General features: G+C 42.6%; 19 protein-coding genes. 3 read left to right on the forward strand and 16 right to left on the reverse strand.

Features of this window, described 5'->3' with window-relative positions:
* Positions 1–132: 132 nt before the first annotated feature.
* From NQ536_RS09635 to NQ536_RS09655, 5 genes are all read right to left on the reverse strand, one after another.
* On the reverse strand, positions 133–933 hold the full coding sequence (locus NQ536_RS09635; protein WP_004849353.1) for a YesL family protein: 801 nt from the start codon (positions 931–933) through the stop codon (positions 133–135).
* Between the two features lie 74 nt (positions 934–1007).
* The gene (locus NQ536_RS09640) at positions 1008–1868 is read right to left on the reverse strand and encodes a carbohydrate ABC transporter permease (protein WP_004849355.1); all 861 of its coding nucleotides are present in this window, start codon (positions 1866–1868) and stop codon (positions 1008–1010) included.
* Positions 1869–1876: 8 nt separating this feature from the next.
* Entirely contained in the window at positions 1877–2791 is a 915-nt protein-coding gene (locus tag NQ536_RS09645) for a carbohydrate ABC transporter permease (RefSeq protein WP_004849357.1), read from the reverse strand.
* Positions 2792–2903: 112 nt separating this feature from the next.
* Positions 2904–4280, reverse strand: coding sequence for a type 2 periplasmic-binding domain-containing protein (locus tag NQ536_RS09650; protein WP_004849359.1), 1377 nt, complete (start codon positions 4278–4280; stop codon positions 2904–2906).
* Positions 4281–4614: 334 nt separating this feature from the next.
* Positions 4615–5829: an alpha/beta fold hydrolase gene (locus NQ536_RS09655; RefSeq protein WP_004849360.1), complete on the reverse strand. Its 1215-nt coding sequence runs from the start codon at positions 5827–5829 to the stop codon at positions 4615–4617.
* Between the two features lie 212 nt (positions 5830–6041).
* Here NQ536_RS09655 and NQ536_RS09660 point away from each other — a divergent pair, with 212 nt between their 5' ends.
* Positions 6042–7148: a hypothetical protein gene (locus tag NQ536_RS09660; protein ID WP_004849362.1), complete on the forward strand. Its 1107-nt coding sequence runs from the start codon at positions 6042–6044 to the stop codon at positions 7146–7148.
* Between the two features lie 144 nt (positions 7149–7292).
* Here NQ536_RS09660 and NQ536_RS09665 read toward each other — a convergent pair whose 3' ends face one another.
* Positions 7293–8918, reverse strand: a complete 1626-nt coding sequence (locus NQ536_RS09665) for an ABC-F family ATP-binding cassette domain-containing protein (protein ID WP_004849364.1) — start codon at positions 8916–8918, stop codon at positions 7293–7295.
* A 173-nt stretch (positions 8919–9091) separates the two neighbouring features.
* The gene (locus NQ536_RS09670; protein WP_004849366.1) at positions 9092–9277 is read right to left on the reverse strand and encodes a hypothetical protein; all 186 of its coding nucleotides are present in this window, start codon (positions 9275–9277) and stop codon (positions 9092–9094) included.
* A 183-nt stretch (positions 9278–9460) separates the two neighbouring features.
* On the opposite strand from NQ536_RS09670, the gene NQ536_RS09675 reads away from it, so the two are divergent.
* Positions 9461–10762: an HlyC/CorC family transporter gene (locus tag NQ536_RS09675; RefSeq protein ID WP_004849368.1), complete on the forward strand. Its 1302-nt coding sequence runs from the start codon at positions 9461–9463 to the stop codon at positions 10760–10762.
* A gap of 232 nt (positions 10763–10994) precedes the next feature.
* Positions 10995–11717, forward strand: a complete 723-nt coding sequence (locus tag NQ536_RS09680; protein WP_004849370.1) for a DUF1836 domain-containing protein — start codon at positions 10995–10997, stop codon at positions 11715–11717.
* Between the two features lie 79 nt (positions 11718–11796).
* Here the strand turns inward: NQ536_RS09680 and NQ536_RS09685 are convergent, their stop codons facing one another.
* From NQ536_RS09685 to rpsR, 9 genes are all read right to left on the reverse strand, one after another.
* Complete coding sequence (locus NQ536_RS09685) at positions 11797–12120, reverse strand: YerC/YecD family TrpR-related protein (RefSeq protein ID WP_004849372.1); 324 nt, start codon at positions 12118–12120, stop codon at positions 11797–11799.
* 66 nt (positions 12121–12186) lie between these two features.
* Positions 12187–13686, reverse strand: a complete 1500-nt coding sequence (locus tag NQ536_RS09690) for an alpha-amylase (RefSeq protein WP_004849374.1) — start codon at positions 13684–13686, stop codon at positions 12187–12189.
* A 227-nt stretch (positions 13687–13913) separates the two neighbouring features.
* Complete coding sequence (locus NQ536_RS09695; RefSeq protein ID WP_004849376.1) at positions 13914–15131, reverse strand: LL-diaminopimelate aminotransferase; 1218 nt, start codon at positions 15129–15131, stop codon at positions 13914–13916.
* 1 nt (position 15132) lies between these two features.
* On the reverse strand, positions 15133–16002 hold the full coding sequence (gene dapF, locus NQ536_RS09700; RefSeq protein ID WP_004849378.1) for a diaminopimelate epimerase: 870 nt from the start codon (positions 16000–16002) through the stop codon (positions 15133–15135).
* 57 nt (positions 16003–16059) lie between these two features.
* On the reverse strand, positions 16060–16611 hold the full coding sequence (locus NQ536_RS09705) for an ANTAR domain-containing response regulator (protein ID WP_044997763.1): 552 nt from the start codon (positions 16609–16611) through the stop codon (positions 16060–16062).
* A gap of 105 nt (positions 16612–16716) precedes the next feature.
* Positions 16717–18048, reverse strand: a complete 1332-nt coding sequence (glnA, locus tag NQ536_RS09710) for a type I glutamate--ammonia ligase (protein WP_004849383.1) — start codon at positions 18046–18048, stop codon at positions 16717–16719.
* A gap of 142 nt (positions 18049–18190) precedes the next feature.
* A complete protein-coding gene (locus NQ536_RS09715; RefSeq protein ID WP_004849387.1) occupies positions 18191–18961 on the reverse strand; it encodes an ABC transporter permease in 771 nt (256 codons plus the stop codon).
* Positions 18954–19871 (reverse strand): ABC transporter ATP-binding protein, encoded by a 918-nt coding sequence (locus NQ536_RS09720; protein ID WP_044997764.1) that lies wholly within the window; start codon positions 19869–19871, stop codon positions 18954–18956. The genes NQ536_RS09715 and NQ536_RS09720 overlap by 8 nt, the downstream gene beginning before the upstream one ends.
* A gap of 130 nt (positions 19872–20001) precedes the next feature.
* Positions 20002–20265: a 30S ribosomal protein S18 gene (rpsR, locus tag NQ536_RS09725; RefSeq protein ID WP_004849390.1), complete on the reverse strand. Its 264-nt coding sequence runs from the start codon at positions 20263–20265 to the stop codon at positions 20002–20004.
* Between the last annotated feature and the right edge of the window lie 13 nt (positions 20266–20278).

The following is a 20278-nucleotide window of genomic DNA, read 5'->3' on the forward strand; positions in this document are numbered from 1 at the left end:
TCCTCTGAATTCTAGATTTCTCTATTTATTATAAACTGAAATCCATGTGCTACCTAAACCGTAAACCCCCAGTTTCCGAAGCACATGTTCCTCACTTGTTATCGCCCCTATTCACTATCTCCTTCAAAATAGCTACTTAATATTGTCTTTATCGTCCCCGCCTTCATCTTCATCAAGGAGCTCGTCTAGATCATCATCATTGAGATCCTTTTCATCTAACTTCAGTCTGGTGATATCGACAAGCTGTTTTGTGACCTTGCCCACTGTGCTGTCATCATCTTCCTCATCTGTCTCAACAGCTTCTCCATCCGGATTCTCTATCTTATCGTACAGTCTCACTACAACCATGGAACTTGCATACGCAATGACTCCTATAAGTATAATAAGCCATAACACCCATGTGTAATAGAGGATCTTATTGTTTGACGCATAGAGCGCTATAGGCAGTACCCATATAAAAAACATATAGAACCATGATCCAAGATTCGCAATACATATCAGAAATGAGTTCTTTATATAGTTACCTGTCGTGTTCTCATATCTGGCCACCATCGGGAAAAGCATTGGAAGTGTAAAACTGAGGAACACTGCCTCAAGTGCCATAAGTCCGAGGATCAGTGCGTATCCCAGGCCTCCCATCGAAAACGAAAGTACATATTCCACATACATCGCTGCCAATATGACCAATATGACAAGCCACACCTTGGTGGCCGGTTTGAAGTTCTTCTTAAATGCAGACCAGTAGCTCTTCCATACCGGTCCCTCCTGATCCTTCACAAGCTTTGTTGTAAAGGCATACATAGCAGTAGTTGCCGCTCCTATGGTAAAAATGGGAATACTTGTGATTATAAACAAAATATTGATTATAAATAAGTCTCCGAATTTCTCCAGCTTCTGAAATATATTTGTTTTGATATTTCCATTCTGTGCCATATGTTCTCCTCAAAAAATACAAGGCACACAATTGCTTGTGTACCTTGTGTGATAAATATTGTATATTGTTGCAATTAACCCTTTACAGCTCCACTTGTCATACCAGCAACGATATTCTTTGCCAGGCACAAGTAAACTATGATAACTGGGAGGATTGAACATGCGATGAACATGTAAACCTGACCCATATCAAACTTAAGGAAGTCAGCTCCACGAAGAAGTGCTATCAGGATAGGCAATGTCTTCTTGTTGTCTTTCTTAAGAATAAGAGCTGGTGTGAAGTAGTTATTCCAGCTTGAAACGAATGAGAAGATCGCCTGTACTGCAATAGATGGCTTCATAAGCGGAAGCGCTATCTGATTGAAGATACGGAACTCTCCTGCACCGTCTATACGTGCTGACTCAAGCAGCTCCTTCGGAAGTCCTGCGTCCATGGACTGCTTCATGTAGAAGAATACTACAGGTGAAGCAATTGCTGGAACGATCAGCGGAATAAAGCTGTCCATAAGTCCCATCTTGTCAACCAACTGAACGAAACCTAATGCAGTTACCTGTGTAGGGATCATCATGATTGCAAGTATGAATGTGAATATTACCTTCTTCAACTTGAAGTCGTATGCATAGATTGCAAACGCTGTTACTGTTGAGAAGTATGTACATAAGAATGCTGTGCATGCAGCAACTATAAAACTGTTAAGCAAACCTGTAAATATAGGCTGTGAACCATGGATAATATTTTTGAAGTTCTGAGCAGCATATTTACTTGGAATCATGGTGAATCCACGATTAAGTTCAGCATTCGATCTTGTCGCATTTATAAAAAGTACATAGAACCAGAACAGACACAGAATTGATATAATAACGAATACTGTATACGCTATCACTCGTCTCGTCTTGACTGGCAAACCTTTTTCTTTCTTTCCGTCCATATTCATCCCCCTTTCTATTTCTCGGTCTGCTTATTCATTTTGAATACAATCATACTCAAGATACCGGTTACAATGAACATGAATACGGAAAGGGCACCGCCCATACCATAATTCTTACTGAACAAGTGCTTGTTCAGAGCCATGATAAGTGTCATGGTTGTGTTCTTCGGTCCACCTGCACCGTTTGTCAGGATCTGCGGAACATCGAACATCTGGAGACCACCGATAAGAGATGTGATCATAACATATATCAAGATAGGTCTCAGTATAGGAAGTGTGATCTTGAAGAACACCTGGTTAGATGTAGCTCCATCCACCTCGGCCGCCTCATAAAGTGATGTGTCAATTCCAAGCATACCTGCCAGAAGAAGAATCGTTGTATTACCAAACCACATCAAGAAGTTCATGAATGCAACAAGTGTTCTTGCTGAACCTGTATGTCCAAGGAAATCGTATGGACTTCCCTCAGCTACTACTCCCATGCTCTGTAACATGCCATTGATAGGGCCAACCTTGGAGAACAGAGCAAAGAACAGCATCGCAAAAGCAGATGCCATGATCAGGTTTGGAAGATATATAACTGTCTGGAAGAATGCCTTACCCTTGAGTTTCAGGCTTGGGTTAGCAAACCATGATGCAAGGAGAAGTGATATAAGGATCTGTGGAATGAATCCCATGATCCACATGATCATTGTATTTCCTAAATATTTCCAAATGTCGCTACCAGAAAACATTGTTTTATAGTTATCCAATCCCACCGGGTCAGGACCAATTTCCATAATTCCATCAAAGAAGTGCTTGAAAAAACTGTTATAGATAGTTGAGCACAGAGGAACCAACTGGAAAATTATGAAAACAACCGCAAACGGAATCAAGAAAAAGTATCCCCAACGGTTATAGCGTACTACATTGCCTTTTTTACTTTTCATTCTATAACCTCCCTAGTCAAATCTGTATGAGCATAAAAAACGTGCCTGTCTGGCACCTGCCAGACAGGCACGCGTATAATACTATGCTTGTGTTATACAGACCTATTATTGATTACTCTACTGTGATTGCTGGATACTTTGTAGCAACATCCTGCTTGAATGCCTCAATAGCCTCATCATATGTAGCGTACTGACCTGAGAAGTAATCCTTCATGATCTTCTGGAATGACTCGTTACATCCCTGATCGTAAGCTGAAAGGTTTGAAAGATCAATCTTCTCAACATTCTCTGTGAATAATCCGAATGGGTTCTGTCCACCAAGAACTGAGAATCCAAATGAATCATCTGATGCTAAGCTTGACAGAACGTTCTTATTGTTTATACAATCACTATCCTTTGAAACGATATCCTTAAGGATTGTCTCATCTGTTGTCATCTTTCTCATGATATCAGCAACAAGTGTTGGGTTGTCTGTACCTGTAGCTGCACAGATCCATGTACCGCCCCAGTAGAATGCCTGAGGTCCTTCTGTTGCGCCCCAACCGCCTGCATGTGCGATTGACTTCTCATCATCCTGACCCATTGAGAAGTTGATCAGCCAAGCTGGTCCGAAGTATGCGAATACCTTACCGTCTGGATAGAATCCTGCTGACCACTCATCGCTCCAAAGGTCACCAGTTGTTGTCTGTCCAGCTTCGTATGATGCCTTCTCTGCATCTGCCCAAGCCTTGAACTGTGGATCGATGTTGAGCTTGCCATCCTCAACCCACTTGCTTGATACGTTGTTTGAATATACACGGTATGAGTCATTAACTGTTGCTGTGAGCTTGTAACCCTTAGCTGCTAACTCTGAACCTGTTGCATAGAATGTATCCCAATCTGATACGTGCTTCTGAACCTCTGCAGGATCATCTGATCCCCACATATCCTTTGCGATTTCTCTGTTGTAGATAAGAACACCAGGTGTTGACTGCCATGATACACCCTTAAGTACTCCGTTTGAATCCTCAAGAATCTTCTTTGTGTAATCATACTGGTTAGCAAGTTCATCATCTGTGATACCAAGATCTGATACTGCCATTGTATAATCTGTATCACTGTACTTAAGTGCGTAATCAGCCTCTACGAGGAAGATATCGATCTTGTCATCTGCTGATGCATCTGCCTGCTTAAGTAACTGCTGATCCAGGTTGTTCTGGTATGCATTGTCATTGTTTGGTGTGATTGTCCAAACAACGTCTACATCACCAATCTTACCATGTGTTGCATCAACCTCTTCGTATCCTGGATAGTGATCTGTAATTCTTGACTTGAACTCCTCGTTCCAAGCGTAGATGTTAAGAACCTTGCCCTCATCACTGCCGCTTACTTCTGCCTCTGAAGTAGCATCTGATGCGTCGTCCTTTGCTGCCTCTGTTGTTGTGTCGTCCTTCTTAGCCTCTGTTGTTGCGTCATCATTACCACCACAAGCTACGAGTGAAAGTCCCATAGCACATGCTAATGAAAGAACTAATGCCTTCTTGAATTTTCTCACAAAAAAACCCTCCTTAAAAAATATAATCTTTTACTCAAATGTGGCAACTTGCCAAACCCCTTTCATACCGGCTAGGCAACCAATAATCAGTCATCTGTCAATTTAGCCAACTTTCGAGTTTGTTTTATGAACTTGATAAGCAATTTTACTAATCGTTGCTAACAGTTCATTACCCATTTTACATCGCTTTTCCTTAGCGACAATGTCATTATAGGACATATTAGACAATAATGCAAGTACTTTTTTCGCTTTTTTATGGTAAATTTGTAAATAACTCAGCTAAATAGCCTTATTTAACCCTGCTGCCTATGTATTCTTTGATCAAATCCGCCTCTTTTTGTGGATTATATACAATCAAGCGGTCAGGACCAGACATTTCGGTCATCTCTACATTGCTGTGCGACTCTGCATATTCTTTATAGTATGAATTGTATGTGCCAGCAGGGTCTTCCTCGGAATTTTGCACCAGATCTTCGTATGTCTCCAGTGTATCATCATCCTGATGGAGAAACGGATCTGTAAAAGGATTGCAGTATATCATATACATAGGTGTATTTTGTGGAAAACCAAGTGCAGCCACCTTGTTAGCATTTTTCACAAGGTTCTTGTCCTCATTGTACATACCCTGGGTATAAAGTCCCTTTTCAATAATGGCATTTCTCCTATCCATCTGATCCTTTGTGTATATATTGTAGGAATTATCAGGCAGCACACTGTCTGAAAGTCTCTGTCCGCCAATCTTGACAAGCTCAAGCATGATTTTATTTTCAAACGAACAATATGCATCCTCATCCATTCCCTCATACTGATCTGGGAAATACATCTGGAGTCCCACTATCGCCTCCACCTCGTCAGGATACTCATCTGCCCAATCCACAGCCAATGTTCCGCCGCTCTTGCTCGCCACAAGTATATATGAAGTTCTTCCTGTGACAGTCTTGACTGCCGCTCTTGTCTCGGCCAGCATTGAGTCTATGTCCTTCGGCGCATCCCAGTCATCACTGTAGCCACTTCCGCTCCTGTCCACATATATGAGTTCATAGTCAGAAAGTTCATCGAACAACGGTTCAAGTGCTATAGAATCATCTGCAGTCTTATTCGAGTGTATGAACACAAGAGCATGCTTCGCTGTTTCATCTCCCCTATGTACGACATGTATCTCATGTCCGTCTATCTCCACCATCTGTCCCGGAGGGGTCATATACTTCTCCTCTTCCTTAAGTGCTTTCCTATGTTTTACATTTGCATAGATAAGCACGCTGCCAAGTGTCACGATAGTCGCCAGCAGGACTATCCCCACGGCCTTAAGGATCATTTTCCCCAGTTTCTTTCGCTCTTTATTCTTTTCTTCCTTTGTCATACCCATGCTCACCGACTTCAGCGGCTCATTATGCGCAAGTTTCGGGATCATCTTCTCCCCCCCGGCTGTCGCGCTCTTCTTTTGTGCATTTCTCTCGTTAACTTTCTCATTGCTTTTTCCATTTGTTTTCTTGTCAATACTCATACCCGCGCTTTTACCTCTATCTATTTTTAGTAATTGTGTCCAATTTTATATGGCACAGCATAATACAATCTATCATATACCAACAAATGTTAAAAGTAAATAAATTCTAATTTACCTCGGTTTACTTATATTTTTCTTTATGCTACTATCAAATACAGAACAGGCCAAAAGTCTTTCTTAAATAATATAGAAAGGACATAACATCAAATACTATGTCAGGAAAGAACAAGAAATCAAAGAATAAGCGCTCATCCTCCAACTCGCAGGTAAAGCCGGAGGCTCTGGCTAAACAGACGAAACAGGCAGTTCAGGATGTGCCAGCAAAACAGACGAAACAGGCTGCTCAATCCGGGCTTCAGGAAAACAGGGACATCAAGGCAGCCGATTACCAAAAGTGCAAGCAAAAGGCTAACAGCAAGCCGGAAACAAATGGCAAATCCGAACCCGATATCAAGTCAAAATCAACCGGCAAAATAGAGGTTGCCACAGAGAACCAGCCAGTGAAATTCCGCAGGATAAGCGTAGAGGGTGTGGACGACCGAATGCCCCACAGCAAACCGGCGAAGAAAAGCCTCCACGCTGACAGCAACCTTGATATGCTGGGAATGAGTAAAAAGCAGCGCCGCGCTGCCAGAAAAGAGCTCTATCAAAAGAACACAGAGGGAATGTCCCGAAGGGAAAAGTTCTCCTATTTCTTTGACTATTACAAATGGAGAGTGATAACTCCTATCCTTGTCGTTGCATTTTTATGTTATCTCGGAGGCACCATATACATGAACAAAAGACCAGTCGCCCTGGGGTTTGTCGTGTTGAACGCACAGGATGCAGACATTGTCAACCTGTCATTTGAAGATGACTATATCGACCACTTCGGCATAACCGGCAGCTATCAGTTCAAGGAGTCGGTCGGACTCGATATCGACTACGACTATTACCTCGAGCACTCCGAATACGTCCAGACCAGCAATAGCACCGACTACAGCATCCTGTCATCGGACTGTGATCTTGGATCTTATGATGTAATAATCAGCAACACCACAGGAGTTAAGTACTGTGCAGCTCAGAACATAGCAAAGCCCTTAAAAGGTTATCTGAGCGAGGACGCATACGCCAAGCTCGAACCTTATATGGTAGAATTTAACGATCCAAACGGAACAGCAAGAACATACGCCATCGATATCAGTGACACACAGTTTGCAAAGGATCTGGATACCGGATACGCAGATGTATACGTAGCATTTCCGGGAGTCATAGACAGAAATTATACCAACTCACTCAGGTTACTGAATTATGTCCTCGGCATAGATCTAACCGAATAATAGATCACTGTAAATCATATAAAAGGGAAAAACGCATGATGCATTTGCCTCCCGTCACACGGAAAGGATAAAATACATCATGCGTTTTTCGTTTGCTCATATCAATATATTCTATTATATATATTTTTGGGGGATCTGCCGCTATCAGTCCTCAGAATCCATATTCATAACCTGTCTCTTTCTTGCAAGCTCGTCATTAGCAAGATACTCATCATATGTAGTCTGCTTGTCTATGAGACCGGTGTTTGTTATCTCTATAATTCTATTGGCTGTTGTCTGCACAAACTGGTGATCCTGTGAGGAGAACAATACGACTCCAGGGAACTTGATAAGTCCGTTATTGAGCGCTGTGATCGACTCCATATCCAGATGGTTTGTAGGCTCATCAAGGATCAGTGTGTTTGAACCCATGATCATAAGCTTTGACAGAAGGCATCTAACCTTCTCTCCTCCTGAGAGGACTTTGACCTTCTTAACTCCATCCTCACCTGCAAAGAGCATTCTTCCAAGGAAACCTCTTACATATGTGGCATCCTTCTCATCTGAATACTGAGTGAGCCAGTCTACTATCACAAGGTCGTTGTCGAACTCCTTGGTGTTGTCCTTAGGGAAATATCCCTGTGAAGTTGTAACACCCCACTTGTAACTTCCCTCATCAGGCTCCTCCTCGCCTGCAAGTATCTTAAAGAGCATGGTTGTTGACTTTGTATTTGGTCCTACAAATGCTATCTTGTCGTCATGTCCAACTGTGAATGAGATATCATCTAGAAGCTTCTCACCGTCAACTATCTTGGAAATATGTGACACGGTAAGCACTTCATTTCCGATCTCTCTCTTAGGTCTGAAATCGATATATGGGTACTTTCTGCTCGATGGTTTAATATCATCCAGCTCGATCTTCTCAAGAGCACGCTTACGTGATGTCGCCTGCTTGGACTTTGATGCATTTGCCGAGAATCTCTGAATGAACTCCTGGAGCTCCTTGATCTTCTCTTCCTTCTTCTTGTTCGCTTCCTTCATCTGCTTGATCATCAGCTGGCTCGACTCATACCAGAAATCGTAGTTTCCTGCGTAGAGCTGGATCTTGCTGTAATCTATATCTGCTATATGTGTACATACCTTATTAAGGAAATATCTGTCATGTGATACAACGATGACTGTGTTCTCAAAGTTGATGAGGAACTCCTCAAGCCATGCAATAGCATCCATATCAAGGTGGTTAGTAGGCTCATCTAGAAGAAGCACATCTGGATTGCCGAAAAGAGCCTGTGCAAGAAGTACCTTGACCTTGAGTCCGCCGTCCAGATCCTTCATCAGGCTGTAGTGATACTCTGTGCCTACACCAAGGCCATTCAAAAGTGTTGAGGCATCTGACTCAGCCTCCCAGCCGTTCATCTCAGCAAATTCAGCCTCAAGCTCTGCCGCCTTTACTCCATCCTCATCTGAAAAATCTTCCTTCATATATATAGCGTCTTTCTCCTTCATAATCTCGTAGAGGCGCTTATTTCCCATAATTACTGTGTCAAGCACTTGATAATCATCATACTTGTAGTGATCCTGCTGAAGTACTGAGAGTCTCTCTCCGTCATTCATGGTCACATCACCCTTTGAAGGCTCTATCTCTCCTGAGAGTATCTTTAGGAATGTCGACTTTCCGGCACCATTTGCACCGATGAGTCCATAACAATTGCCCTCTGTGAACTTGATATTCACATCCTCGAACAAAGCTTTCTTACCAAATCTCAATGTTACATTATTAGCACTAATCATTGACGTATATACCTTTCACTATTTGTTCTGTCTGCGTCCGCAGACGTCTCCATTATCAGTGATTAAGTATATCAATACATACCTTTGGTGTCAACTTTACTTTATGTACAGGGCTGACACATTTGTCACGCATCAGCCCTGCTCTTCCATCGTCATTTACGCTTTTCCGCTTTTTATTTGAGATTTCTGACTATCGGATCATACAGATCAAGTTCGCAGTGCTCTGTGTCTGTAAAATGATCACAACTCAGACAGCTCTTGCCTGTCACATCATTTGTGTGACCCTTGCATGAACACCTCTTCTCATATGCACTGCATCTCTCTGCTACTTCCTTGTAAGTTTCTGCTGAACTTCTCATGTCAATCTCTCCTTTGCTCTGTTTGCTATACATTTTTCTGCTGCCCTATTATTATCTGCATTTTTCACCACCATATTCATATAAGATCAGATTTTCGATCTTCGCCATATCTTTGCCATTCAGATGTTTGAATTCTTGACATTGCACTATATATTAAGTACAATCAAAAATAAAAATTTTTAAATGATTGGAGATGAAGTTTTGGGCGCGGGTTCCATAATAAACATTATAATTCTGGTGGTGCTAGTGGCACTGTCTGCATTCTTTTCATCAGCTGAGACGGCTCTTACAACCGTCAGCAAATTCTCCCTTAGATCGCTTGCTGACAACGGCAACAAAAGAGCATCAAGGGTTCTAAAAGTCACTGAGAATTCAAGCAAGCTGATAAGCACTATTCTTATAGGAAACAACATAGTCAATATATCGGCATCATCTCTCACAACTACATTTGTCACAAAGGCTTTCGGAAGTGCAGCAGTTGGAATCGCAACAGGTATCCTCACACTCGTTGTTCTTCTCTTTGGCGAGATCACTCCAAAGACTATTGCGCAGAGATATAACCTGAAGATATCACTACTGTATATCGACATAATCCAGTTCCTCATGGTTGTTCTCACGCCTGTGATATTTATTGTAAACAAAATTGCAGATTTTATTTTCTGGGTAATAAGGCTTGACAAGGACGGTGGGAACCAGAAGATGACCGAAGACGAACTCATAAGCATGGTAAACGTCAGTGAGGAAGAGGGGGTCATCGAGGGCAAGGAAAAAGAAATGATAACCAACGTTGTGGACTTCGGAGATTCCATCGCCCGTGATGTCATGATACCAAGGGCAGACATGACGATCGCATCTGTGGATATGGCATACGAGGATCTGCTGAATCTGTACATGGAAGTTCCATATACCAGAATTCCTGTGTATGAGGATTCAAGGGACAACGTGATCGGCATTCTCCATGTGAAGGACTTATTCTTCTACAAAGCAACACATAACATCAACAATTTCAGTGTGCGCAATATCATGAGAAAGCCACTGTATGTATATGAGTATCAGAAAACAAATGATCTTCTGCACTCCATGAAGTCCGATTCCAACACAATGGCGATAGTACTCGACGAGTACGGCATTTGTATCGGACTGATAACCATCGAAGATCTCATCGAAGAAATCATCGGAGATATCAAGGACGAATATGACATAGAGGAGCACAACAATATCATCAAGATCGATGATGGTCATTACAACATAGATGGATCTATCAAGCTTGATGACTTAAATGACGCACTTGAACTAAACATAGAGTCCGAGGATTATGATTCTCTCGGAGGTTACATCACAGAGCTTTTGGACCATATTCCATCAAAGGGTGAATCCGTTACAGACAATGCCTGCATATACAAGGTTATCGAGATGGATAAAAAACGAGTTGCCAGAGTGCTTGTGACAATGATGCCAAAGGCACACAATGATAACGAAGAATAAATGCAGATTTTTCAAATAACTACAAAACAAACGGCTATGTGAATGATTCCATAGCCGTTTGCTTTGCGCATTTTCACCATTTTCACAAATTTATATGTTTTATCGTAAAACAACCTTGTAATGTAGTTTTGAATACTATATAATATGTCATGTTGGCTTTAACATAGCAATTTGCGCATTTGGCGCAGCGATACAGACATACTACTATCCAAATATAACAAGAGGTGTCTACATGGATAAAAAGACTAACATAAAAGATATAATATCAATGGCCGGAGGCCTTGATTACATAAACCCGAAGGATATCCCGTCGATCGACCTGTACATGGATCAGCTAACAACATTCATGGAGGATCAGCTTGGCAAGAATAGGCGCAACGACGAGGACAAGGTGATGACGAAGACAATGATCAACAATTACACCAAGAACAACCTCCTCCCATCGCCCAACAAAAAGAGATATTCCAAACAGCACTTGATTCTGCTCATATATATTTATTACCTGAAAAATATGCTCAGCATAAATGATATACAGACACTGCTGCAGCCACTTATTGACGGATATTTCAACGCGAACAAGGACGGCAAGGATATATCAGATATATACGCCCATCTCTATGAACATCTGTCGCAGCATTACGGTGACATCATAAAGGACATTGTGAGAACTGCCAACAAGGCGGATGCGATGTACGATCCTGAGAAGGATTCATATCTCCATGACCTGAGCATGATATCATTGCTGTCCGTAGACATATACGCCAAGAAGAAATATGTTGAGCACCTTGTAGATAAACTGAGACTCGAATCCGAGGACGAGGCACGAGTTCAGGCACAGAAAACACAAAAAGCACAGAAAGCAAAGGAACAACAGGCTGCCACCAAAAAGTCCAGACAGCAGGCTGCCGCAAAGTCAGCAAAAAACCAGCAGAGCAGACCTTCAGGCGACAAATAATTCATATAATAAATAAAAAATGCCGGCACAGATACGCATGAGGTACCTCCTCAATATGCATTATCCGTGCCGGCATTTTTTATTTCTGACTGTCGTCCTTCTTGTCAGGCTGCTGAAAACTCTTCATTCTGGAGAATACCAGCTCATATCCATCCTTGCCATAGTTCAAAGATCTGTTGACTCTACTTATTGTAGCTGTGGACGCTCCAGTCTTCTCCGCCACCTCGAGATATGTATTATCCTCTTTCAGCATCTTTGCCACTGCAAACCGTTGTGCTATAGATAACAGCTCATTCACCGTACAAACATCCTCAAAGAAATTAAAGCACTCTTCCTCTGTCTCCAATGTAAGTATTGCCTCAAACAGATCCTGTACTGCTTCTGTGTGTACTGTTTTTCCCATAATCAAGCTCCTTTATAACTTTCACAACTTTAGTGTGATAAAGTAGTTATACTATATACCACTTTTTTATAATTTGCAATCCTTTTTGATCCACACTGAAAGTCCTCGTCTGTTCACATAGAACTCACCGCAGCCTTCTTCGTCTATCTTTATATCATACTTGGCATTGCCCATAACGTCAGCGAAATGTGTGCCAGCAAACTGTCTGCCGACATACATCCTCTTGGTTCCGCCAACGCCGTCTGACATAACAACTGCCAGTCCAGAATCTTTATGTTCCTCATCGCCCTCTCTAGTCCAGCCAACCACGTCGCTGTGATCAAAATAATCATGCTGATTACCATAGGCATATTTCTTTCTGAGTTTCAAAAGCTTGTTTAATATAGTCTTCTTGGACTTCACCTTTATCTGCGGTATTCCGGCGTAATCGCCGATGTACAGGCACGGATACCCTTGCTGTCTGAGCAGAACAACCGCGTATGCCAGAGGCTTGAACCAGTCCTCAACATACGACTCAAGTATTCCTCCAACCTGTGATTCGTGGTTGTCAACGAACGTGACTGCCTTCTCTGGATTGCTCATCATCAGTGATCCCTTGAGAAGATCCGCCATGTTATACGCTCCATCGGCAACTGACGCATCGTGGAAGTTGAAATGCAAAGGCACATCAAACAGAGCCGCCTGATCATCCGTTGCCTTTATATATCCATTCAGATAATCCACATTCCAGTGCCAGAAATCTCCCACTGCAAATATGTCTTTATGTATAAACTCAGGTGCATCCTCATTAGTCTTCTTCCTTGATGTCACTGGTATATCAGAAACCGCTGCAACAAAGTCCTTTATAAACCATGCCGGTATAGCCTCAGCCTCCTGGAATCTGTATCCATCCACATCTGTATTCTTCTCATACCACTGCGCCCAGCTCATGAGCTCGTCATAAACTTCCTGATTGTAGAAATCTATCTCGCAGCCAACGATATAATCATACTTTGAAAATTCCTTCTCTGCCTCCTCAGGATTTCTTCCCTCAAGCGCGCACACACGCTTTCTGAATTCGTCCTGCTGCCAGTCTATTCCCGCAAAATGCCTCCAGTTCCACTTGAACTTTGAATATTTTGTCTTTCTACCTGGGAATGTGAACTTTGAAAGTGCACCCACTGTCTTTTTGTTTCCTATCATCTGTGGAATATCCTTGGAATTGAAGTCCGCAGCTGTCACCTTCTCTATCTTATCTGCACCGAGCTTCTGTCTCACTGCCACATCTGCATACACATTGATACCCTCAGCCTTCATAGCCTTGATGGCTGCCAGATATTCTTCCTTCGTTCCATACCGGGTTCCCACCGAACCCTTCTGATCAAACTCACCCAAGTCGTACAGATCATAAGGTGCATAACCCATATCCTCTTTGCCCTGTGCCCCCTTTGTTGCAGGCGGAAACCATACAGCCGTAGCCCCCATCTTCTTGAGTGCAGCAGCATCCTCTGCTGCTTTCTTCCACAAATTCTGGCTATCGGTCGTATTTGCTGTAAAATACTGAACCAAAAGTCCGTTATCCTTCATCTCAATACCTCCGTTTTTGGCATTTAATCACCCTTATGAATCATTATATCAAATCTGAATATATGAGTAAAGACCGACAGACAAAAACAGTTCGGGACTTCACTCGTCAAAAGGAAGTCCCGAACTGTTTTTATATAGTATAGCATACATACGAAAAGCAATCATAATAGCGTCCGCGCATATCATAAGCAGTCACCGGCTAAAGCCCTATGACCATTTATAACATATTAAAGATTCTTTATTCTCTCTATAGCCTCAACTGTATTCTCGTATGTTCCGAATGCTGTGAGTCTGAAGTATCCCTCACCGCTTGGGCCGAATCCTGAACCTGGAGTTCCGACTACATTTGCGTTCTCAAGCAGGTAATCGAAGAAATCCCATGAAGACATGTTATCAGGTGTCTTGAGCCAGATATATGGTGCATTTACGCCGCCTGACACAGTATATCCTGCATCCTTAAGCCCCTGTGATATAACCTTTGCATTGTTCATGTAATATGCGATCTGTGCCTTTGTCTGAGCCTTGCCCTCGTCTGAATATACAGCATCACCTGCTGCCTGAACAATGTAAGGAGCTCCGTTGAACTTGGTTCCATGTCTTCTTGCCCAGAGGCTATGCATGGACACTCCGTCAGCATCCTTAAGATCCTTTGGAACTACAGTATATCCAAGACGGGTTCCTGTAAATCCTGCATTCTTTGAGAAGCTTTTAAGCTCGATGGCACATGTTTTTGCGCCCTCACACTCGTATATAGTATGCGGAACATCCTCCTCGCTTATATATGCCTCGTATGCAGCATCATAAATAATGACCGCACCGACTTTATTTGCGTAGTCTACCCACTCCTGGAGCTGCGCTTTCTTGATGGTGGCACCTGTAGGGTTGTTCGGGAAACACAGATATATGATATCAGGTGTCTTCTTTGGAAGTTCTGGTGCAAAGTTGTTGTCAGCCAAGCATGGCATGTATATTACATCGCTCCAAAGTTCTGTATCCTTGTCGTATGTGCCAGTTCTTCCAGCCATTACATTTGAGTCAACATACACTGGATATACAGGGTCACATACTGCTATCTTGCTGTCAGCTGTGAATATCTCCTGGATATTTGCTGAATCGCTCTTTGCTCCATCACTTACAAATATTTCATCGGCAGATATGTCTACGCCTCTATCAGCGTAATCGTTCTTTGCTATTGTATTTCTGAGAAACTCATAGCCGAGATCAGGGGCATATCCCTTGAATGTCTCTGCCACTGCCATCTCATCTACTGCTTTGTGAAGTCTCTCAATGATCGCAGGTGCAAGTGGCTGTGTCACATCCCCGATGCTGAGTCTGATAACCTTCTTGTCTGGATGCGCAGCGCTGTACTCTCTCTGCTTTCTTCCAACTGTTGAGAAAAGGTAACTTCCTGGAAGCTTTAAATAGTTTTCATTTGCCTTAAACATGTTATTCCTCCTGTGAAAATATATCAACCTGACCGTCAAACACTTTTCTCGCCGGTCCTGTCATATTTATTGTTTTTTTATTTCTATCGTATTCTATGTGAAGTTCTCCCCCGCCAAGCTGAACCGTCACCACATTGTTTGTATAGTTTTTCGCCATGCATGCCGCAGCTGCAGCACATGCTCCAGTGCCACACGCCATAGTCTCTCCCGAACCGCGTTCCCACACTCTTATCTGAATAAGATCCCGGTCAATAACTCTAACGAATTCCACATTTGTTCCCGAGGGAAATGCATCATGTTTTTCCATTAATGCCCCTATAGACATAGTCTTTTCACCGTCAGTCACACAAGCCACATCTAGACCATCTAGCCACACGACCGCATGAGGATTGCCCATGGATACCCGGATAAACGATATCATTTTACCAGATACATCAATCCGCTCCTCCAGCATTTTCTCAGTTAGAGCAGCATCCACTGTCATTCTATCCCGGCCTATCTCCGGAGCACCCATGTCCACAGTGACAATGCTCTGCCTCCTGTCACCCGATATGCACCTTAGATATTTTATCCCTGCAAGCGTCTCTACAGAAATTCTTCTACTCTCTGTCATATGATTGTCATACACATATTTGCATACGCATCTTATCCCATTTCCGCACATCTCGGCTATACTACCGTCAGAGTTATAGACAGCCATACTAAAATCAGCTTTATCAGAGGGACCAATAAGGATAAGGCCATCACTTCCAACACCGCGGTGTCTGTCGCTAAGCAGCCTCGCCAGTCTCTGCGGATCATCCACTTTCTCTTCAAAGCAATTCACATATACATAGTCATTTCCCAAGCCTTCCATCTTCGTGAAATGCATTCATGACCTCCAGAACATATTTTGTCAAATACACGACTTTCTCTGTAGCGCAGGCTATCAGAAAGAATCCGTATTATTTAATATCATATATGCCATCTCAACTATATTGATACCATGATCCATACTTTTCTTCTGCAGGTATCTGTGTGCCCCCTGCTCATCATACTCATAGTCATTCATAAGTTTGAGCTTCGCTGCCTTGATAACTTTCTTTTCTTCTTCTGTTCGTTCCTTCGGCTGAGACTTACGTTTTTTTCTCTCCCACAACAGATTCTCTATGGTGAGAGATACAGTATTTACAAAGTCCGCTGATTTGACAGGCATAGAAATACATACCACACCGCTGTCCCGTACTTCCTCGTAGTTCTTCCGGCTACTTAGAACTATCATGTCAAAATACTTCGGGATATAACTCTCCAGGTCAGTATACATCATATCCGAGAATTTGTATCCACATATTATAACTCCATCATCACAGGCGTCCGCTGCCTGGGCGGCCTGTGAACCAGTTGTACACACCTTTGTCACACTTATACCGTTGCGGATGAGCAGGTTCTTAACGCTTTTTGCCTCTTCTATTTTGGGAAACACCACTATTACATTTACCAAATCTGTGTCCTCTCAATCGTGTGCCTATATCTCTTCAAATATATAGGTAAGCAATTCCCCGAACCGCTTACCTATACCACTCATCGTTTTTTTAATTGTAAAAAATCAGACTTTATAAAGATAATTTGAAATCTCCCAGTCTGTAACCTGTCTTGTATACTCATTCCACTCATCCATCTTGGCTTTTGTATATCTCTCAAAGATATGATTGCCGACAGCCTCCTTCATGAAGTCACTCTCGCTCATGGCGAGTGTTGCCTCTCTGAGGTTTGCTGGAAGGCTGTGGATATGGCGTTCCTTCTTCTCCTCTGCTGTGAGGTTGAATATGTTTGTATCTACGCTTGCTGGGACTGGAAGCTGACGCTTAATTCCATCAAGACCAGCCTTGAGGCATACAGCCATTGCAAGGTATGGGTTTGCTGTTGGATCTGGACATCTGAGCTCAACTCTTGTACCAGCGCCTCTTGCACTTGGTATTCTGATGAGTGGGCTTCTGTTCTTTGCTGACCATGCGATGTAGATAGGAGCCTCGTAGCCAGGAACAAGTCTCTTGTATGAGTTTACAAGAGGGTTTGTGATGGCTGTCATCTCTTTCATATGCTCCATGATACCTGCGATGAACCAATATGCCTCCTGACTAAGACCAAGCTTATCGTTCTCATCTGCAAATATGTTCTTGCCATCCTTCTGAAGCGACATGTTCATATGCATACCCGAACCACATACACCGTATTTTGGCTTTGGCATAAACGTTGCGCAAAGGCCATGTCTCTTTGCAATAGTCTTGACAACGAGCTTGAATGTCTCGATGTTGTCAGCTGTCTTAAGTGCCTCTCCATACTTGAAATCTATCTCATGCTGTGCAGGAGCAACCTCATGGTGTGATGCCTCTATCTCAAATCCCATCTGCTCAAGAGTAAGTACCATGTCTCTTCTTGCATTCTCGCCGAAATCTAATGGGCCAAGATCAAAATAGCTTGCTCTCTCATATGTATTTGTGGTAGGCATACCATTCTCATCTGTCTGGAAGAGGAAGAACTCGCACTCAGGGCCAACGTTCATCTTGTATCCCATCTCCTTGGCCTCTGCCAGAGCTCTCTTAAGTACATATCTAGGATCGCCCTCGAAAGGTGTTCCATCCGGCTTATACACATCACATATAAGTCTCGCAACTTTTCCCTGCTGTGGTCTCCATGGGAATGTCTCATATGTATCATAATCAGGATACAGGTACATATCTGACTCCTCTATTCTGGCAAATCCCTCGATCGATGAACCATCAAACATGATCTTATTGTCAAGTGCCTTCTCGATCTGGCTCGCAGTTATCGCTACGTTCTTAAGGTCACCAAAAATGTCTGTAAACTGGAGTCTGATAAACTCTACGTCATCTTCTTTAACCTTCTTCAATATGTCTTCCTTTGTGTACTTTCCCATCGTTATACTCCTTTTCTACACATTCTCTGAGCAGCCGCATGCCACTGCACATATATGCAGCATCTGCGCACTGCGTAGCTAGAGTAATAATAAACTTTGACAGTCTTTTTGTCAACACGGTTGAACCGATGCTTTTTTATCATTATCTCAGATCTCTTCTGCGAAATACCGTCCATGTAGCTACTATCATTGCCACACCATAAACTGCCGCGATACCCATTGCTATTCCAGCATGTCCCCAATCAATATTCCATCCCCCCATCTCATTCACTGCCACAAATGGCAGATATGACAGGAACTTTTCCAGCTTTTCTGACTGAAATATCAACGGCATGACTGTAAGTCCAAGGTCTATCACAAAAAACAGCAGTATATTTATCGACACTGATGCAGCCTTTGATGTCAGTGAAAATGCGATGAATACGCACGTCATGAACATCATTGTCAGAACAAAGCCTTCACACACTATCGATCTCAACATATATAATGCGACATCCCCATCAAAAGCCCTTCCAAATCCTCCTGCAATAGAAGAACCAACTACATATACAAGTATATCCTCCGCAGCTAGTATCCATATAGCCACAACATATACTATGATCTTCGAAAACATTATATGTACACGACTGTGTCCCTGTGCAATGGCACACTGTATATCTCGCGACTTATAATCGCTGGTGATCAGAGATGCCGCCATGAATCCAAATAACATTCCGGACACCGTACTTCCTGAAAATGCTGTCAGAAGATAATTAAACTGTTCAAAACCATTCAATTCCATCCCGAGCAGATCTCCCACAAATCCTACAGATAACAGATATATCACATCCTGAATAAAGAACACTATGAGGCAAACCCTGAACCCCACACTCTTCCATAACTTATAGAATTCTGCTGACAATAATCTACGCATGGCTGCCACCCCCTATCATCCTTATAAAGTAATTCTCCAGGCTCTCCTCCTCCATGTGATACTCCGCCACAAATACCCTCTCGTTGTACAGTACCCACGCAAATTCATCAGGGTCTACTGGTCTGTCTATCACCATCTCCGGCCCGTTCACGAACACCTGGGTAATGTTGTATCTCTCTGCAAGAATCGACAATACTTTCTGCACATCATTTGTCTTCAGCTTTATCCTGCGGCCGCATCTCGCATCTAACTGCTGAGCAGAAATGCAGTCCTTTATACATCCGTGATCTATGATTATATAATCAGTCGCCAGCTCATGAAGCTCTGTAAGTATATGGCTTGATATGAGCATAGTAACCCCAAATCTCTTGTTGAGCTGTTTAAGAAGATTCCTAATCTCCACTATCCCCACAGGATCAAGGCCGTTGATCGGTTCGTCTAGCAGCAGCAGTTCAGGGCCAGACAGCATGGCACAACCTATTGCAAGTCTCTGTTTCATTCCCATAGAGTAATTACGAAACTTTCGAGGGCCAACACCACTAAGCCCTACATTGTTGATTGTCCTCTGCACCAGCTCGTCATTATCTATTCCCCTAAGTTTCATATTGAGCTTTATATTTTCCCTCGCATTGTAATTCGCATGTAGGCCCGCATGCTCACTTACAGTTCCTATCCTTGTCCTCGCCTGAACCAAGCCTTTTTTGTCCGAACTTCCAAACAGTTCTATCGTCCCCTCATCTGGAAACAGGAGTCCATTGATATGATTGATCATGGTTGTCTTTCCAGCACCATTTTGTCCTATAAAACCATATATTTTTCCTCGTTCAAGCGTTATATTCACCCCCGACAAAACTTTGTTTTTGCCGTATGACTTGGTGAGATTGCTCACCTTTACTACCGTATCCACCATTTTCCCTCCACCTTTCTCTATTTTCTTCTTATAACATACCTCACAAATAAGCATTAAAATCGTATAAAAAAACCACTATCCAATAATAACATTGAATAGTGGTTCTGTATACACTTATCACTGATAAGAATTAATCCTGAACGTATGGTAATACTGCAATCTGTCTAGCTCTCTTGACAGCAATTGTGATTGCTCTCTGATGCTTAGCACATGTTCCTGTGATTCTTCTAGGAAGGATCTTACCTCTCTCTGAGATATACTTTCTGAGTGCGTTTGAATCCTTGTAATCAATCACAGCCTCTTTATTAGCACAATACTCGCAGACTTTCTTTCTTCTACGGATATTTCTTCTCTTCATTGGAGCGTCAGCTCTATCAGTTTTATTGTAAGCCATTGTATTTACCTCC

It is taken from the genome of Coprococcus eutactus (assembly GCF_025149915.1).
Taxonomy (GTDB): Bacteria; Bacillota; Clostridia; order Lachnospirales; family Lachnospiraceae; genus Coprococcus; species Coprococcus eutactus.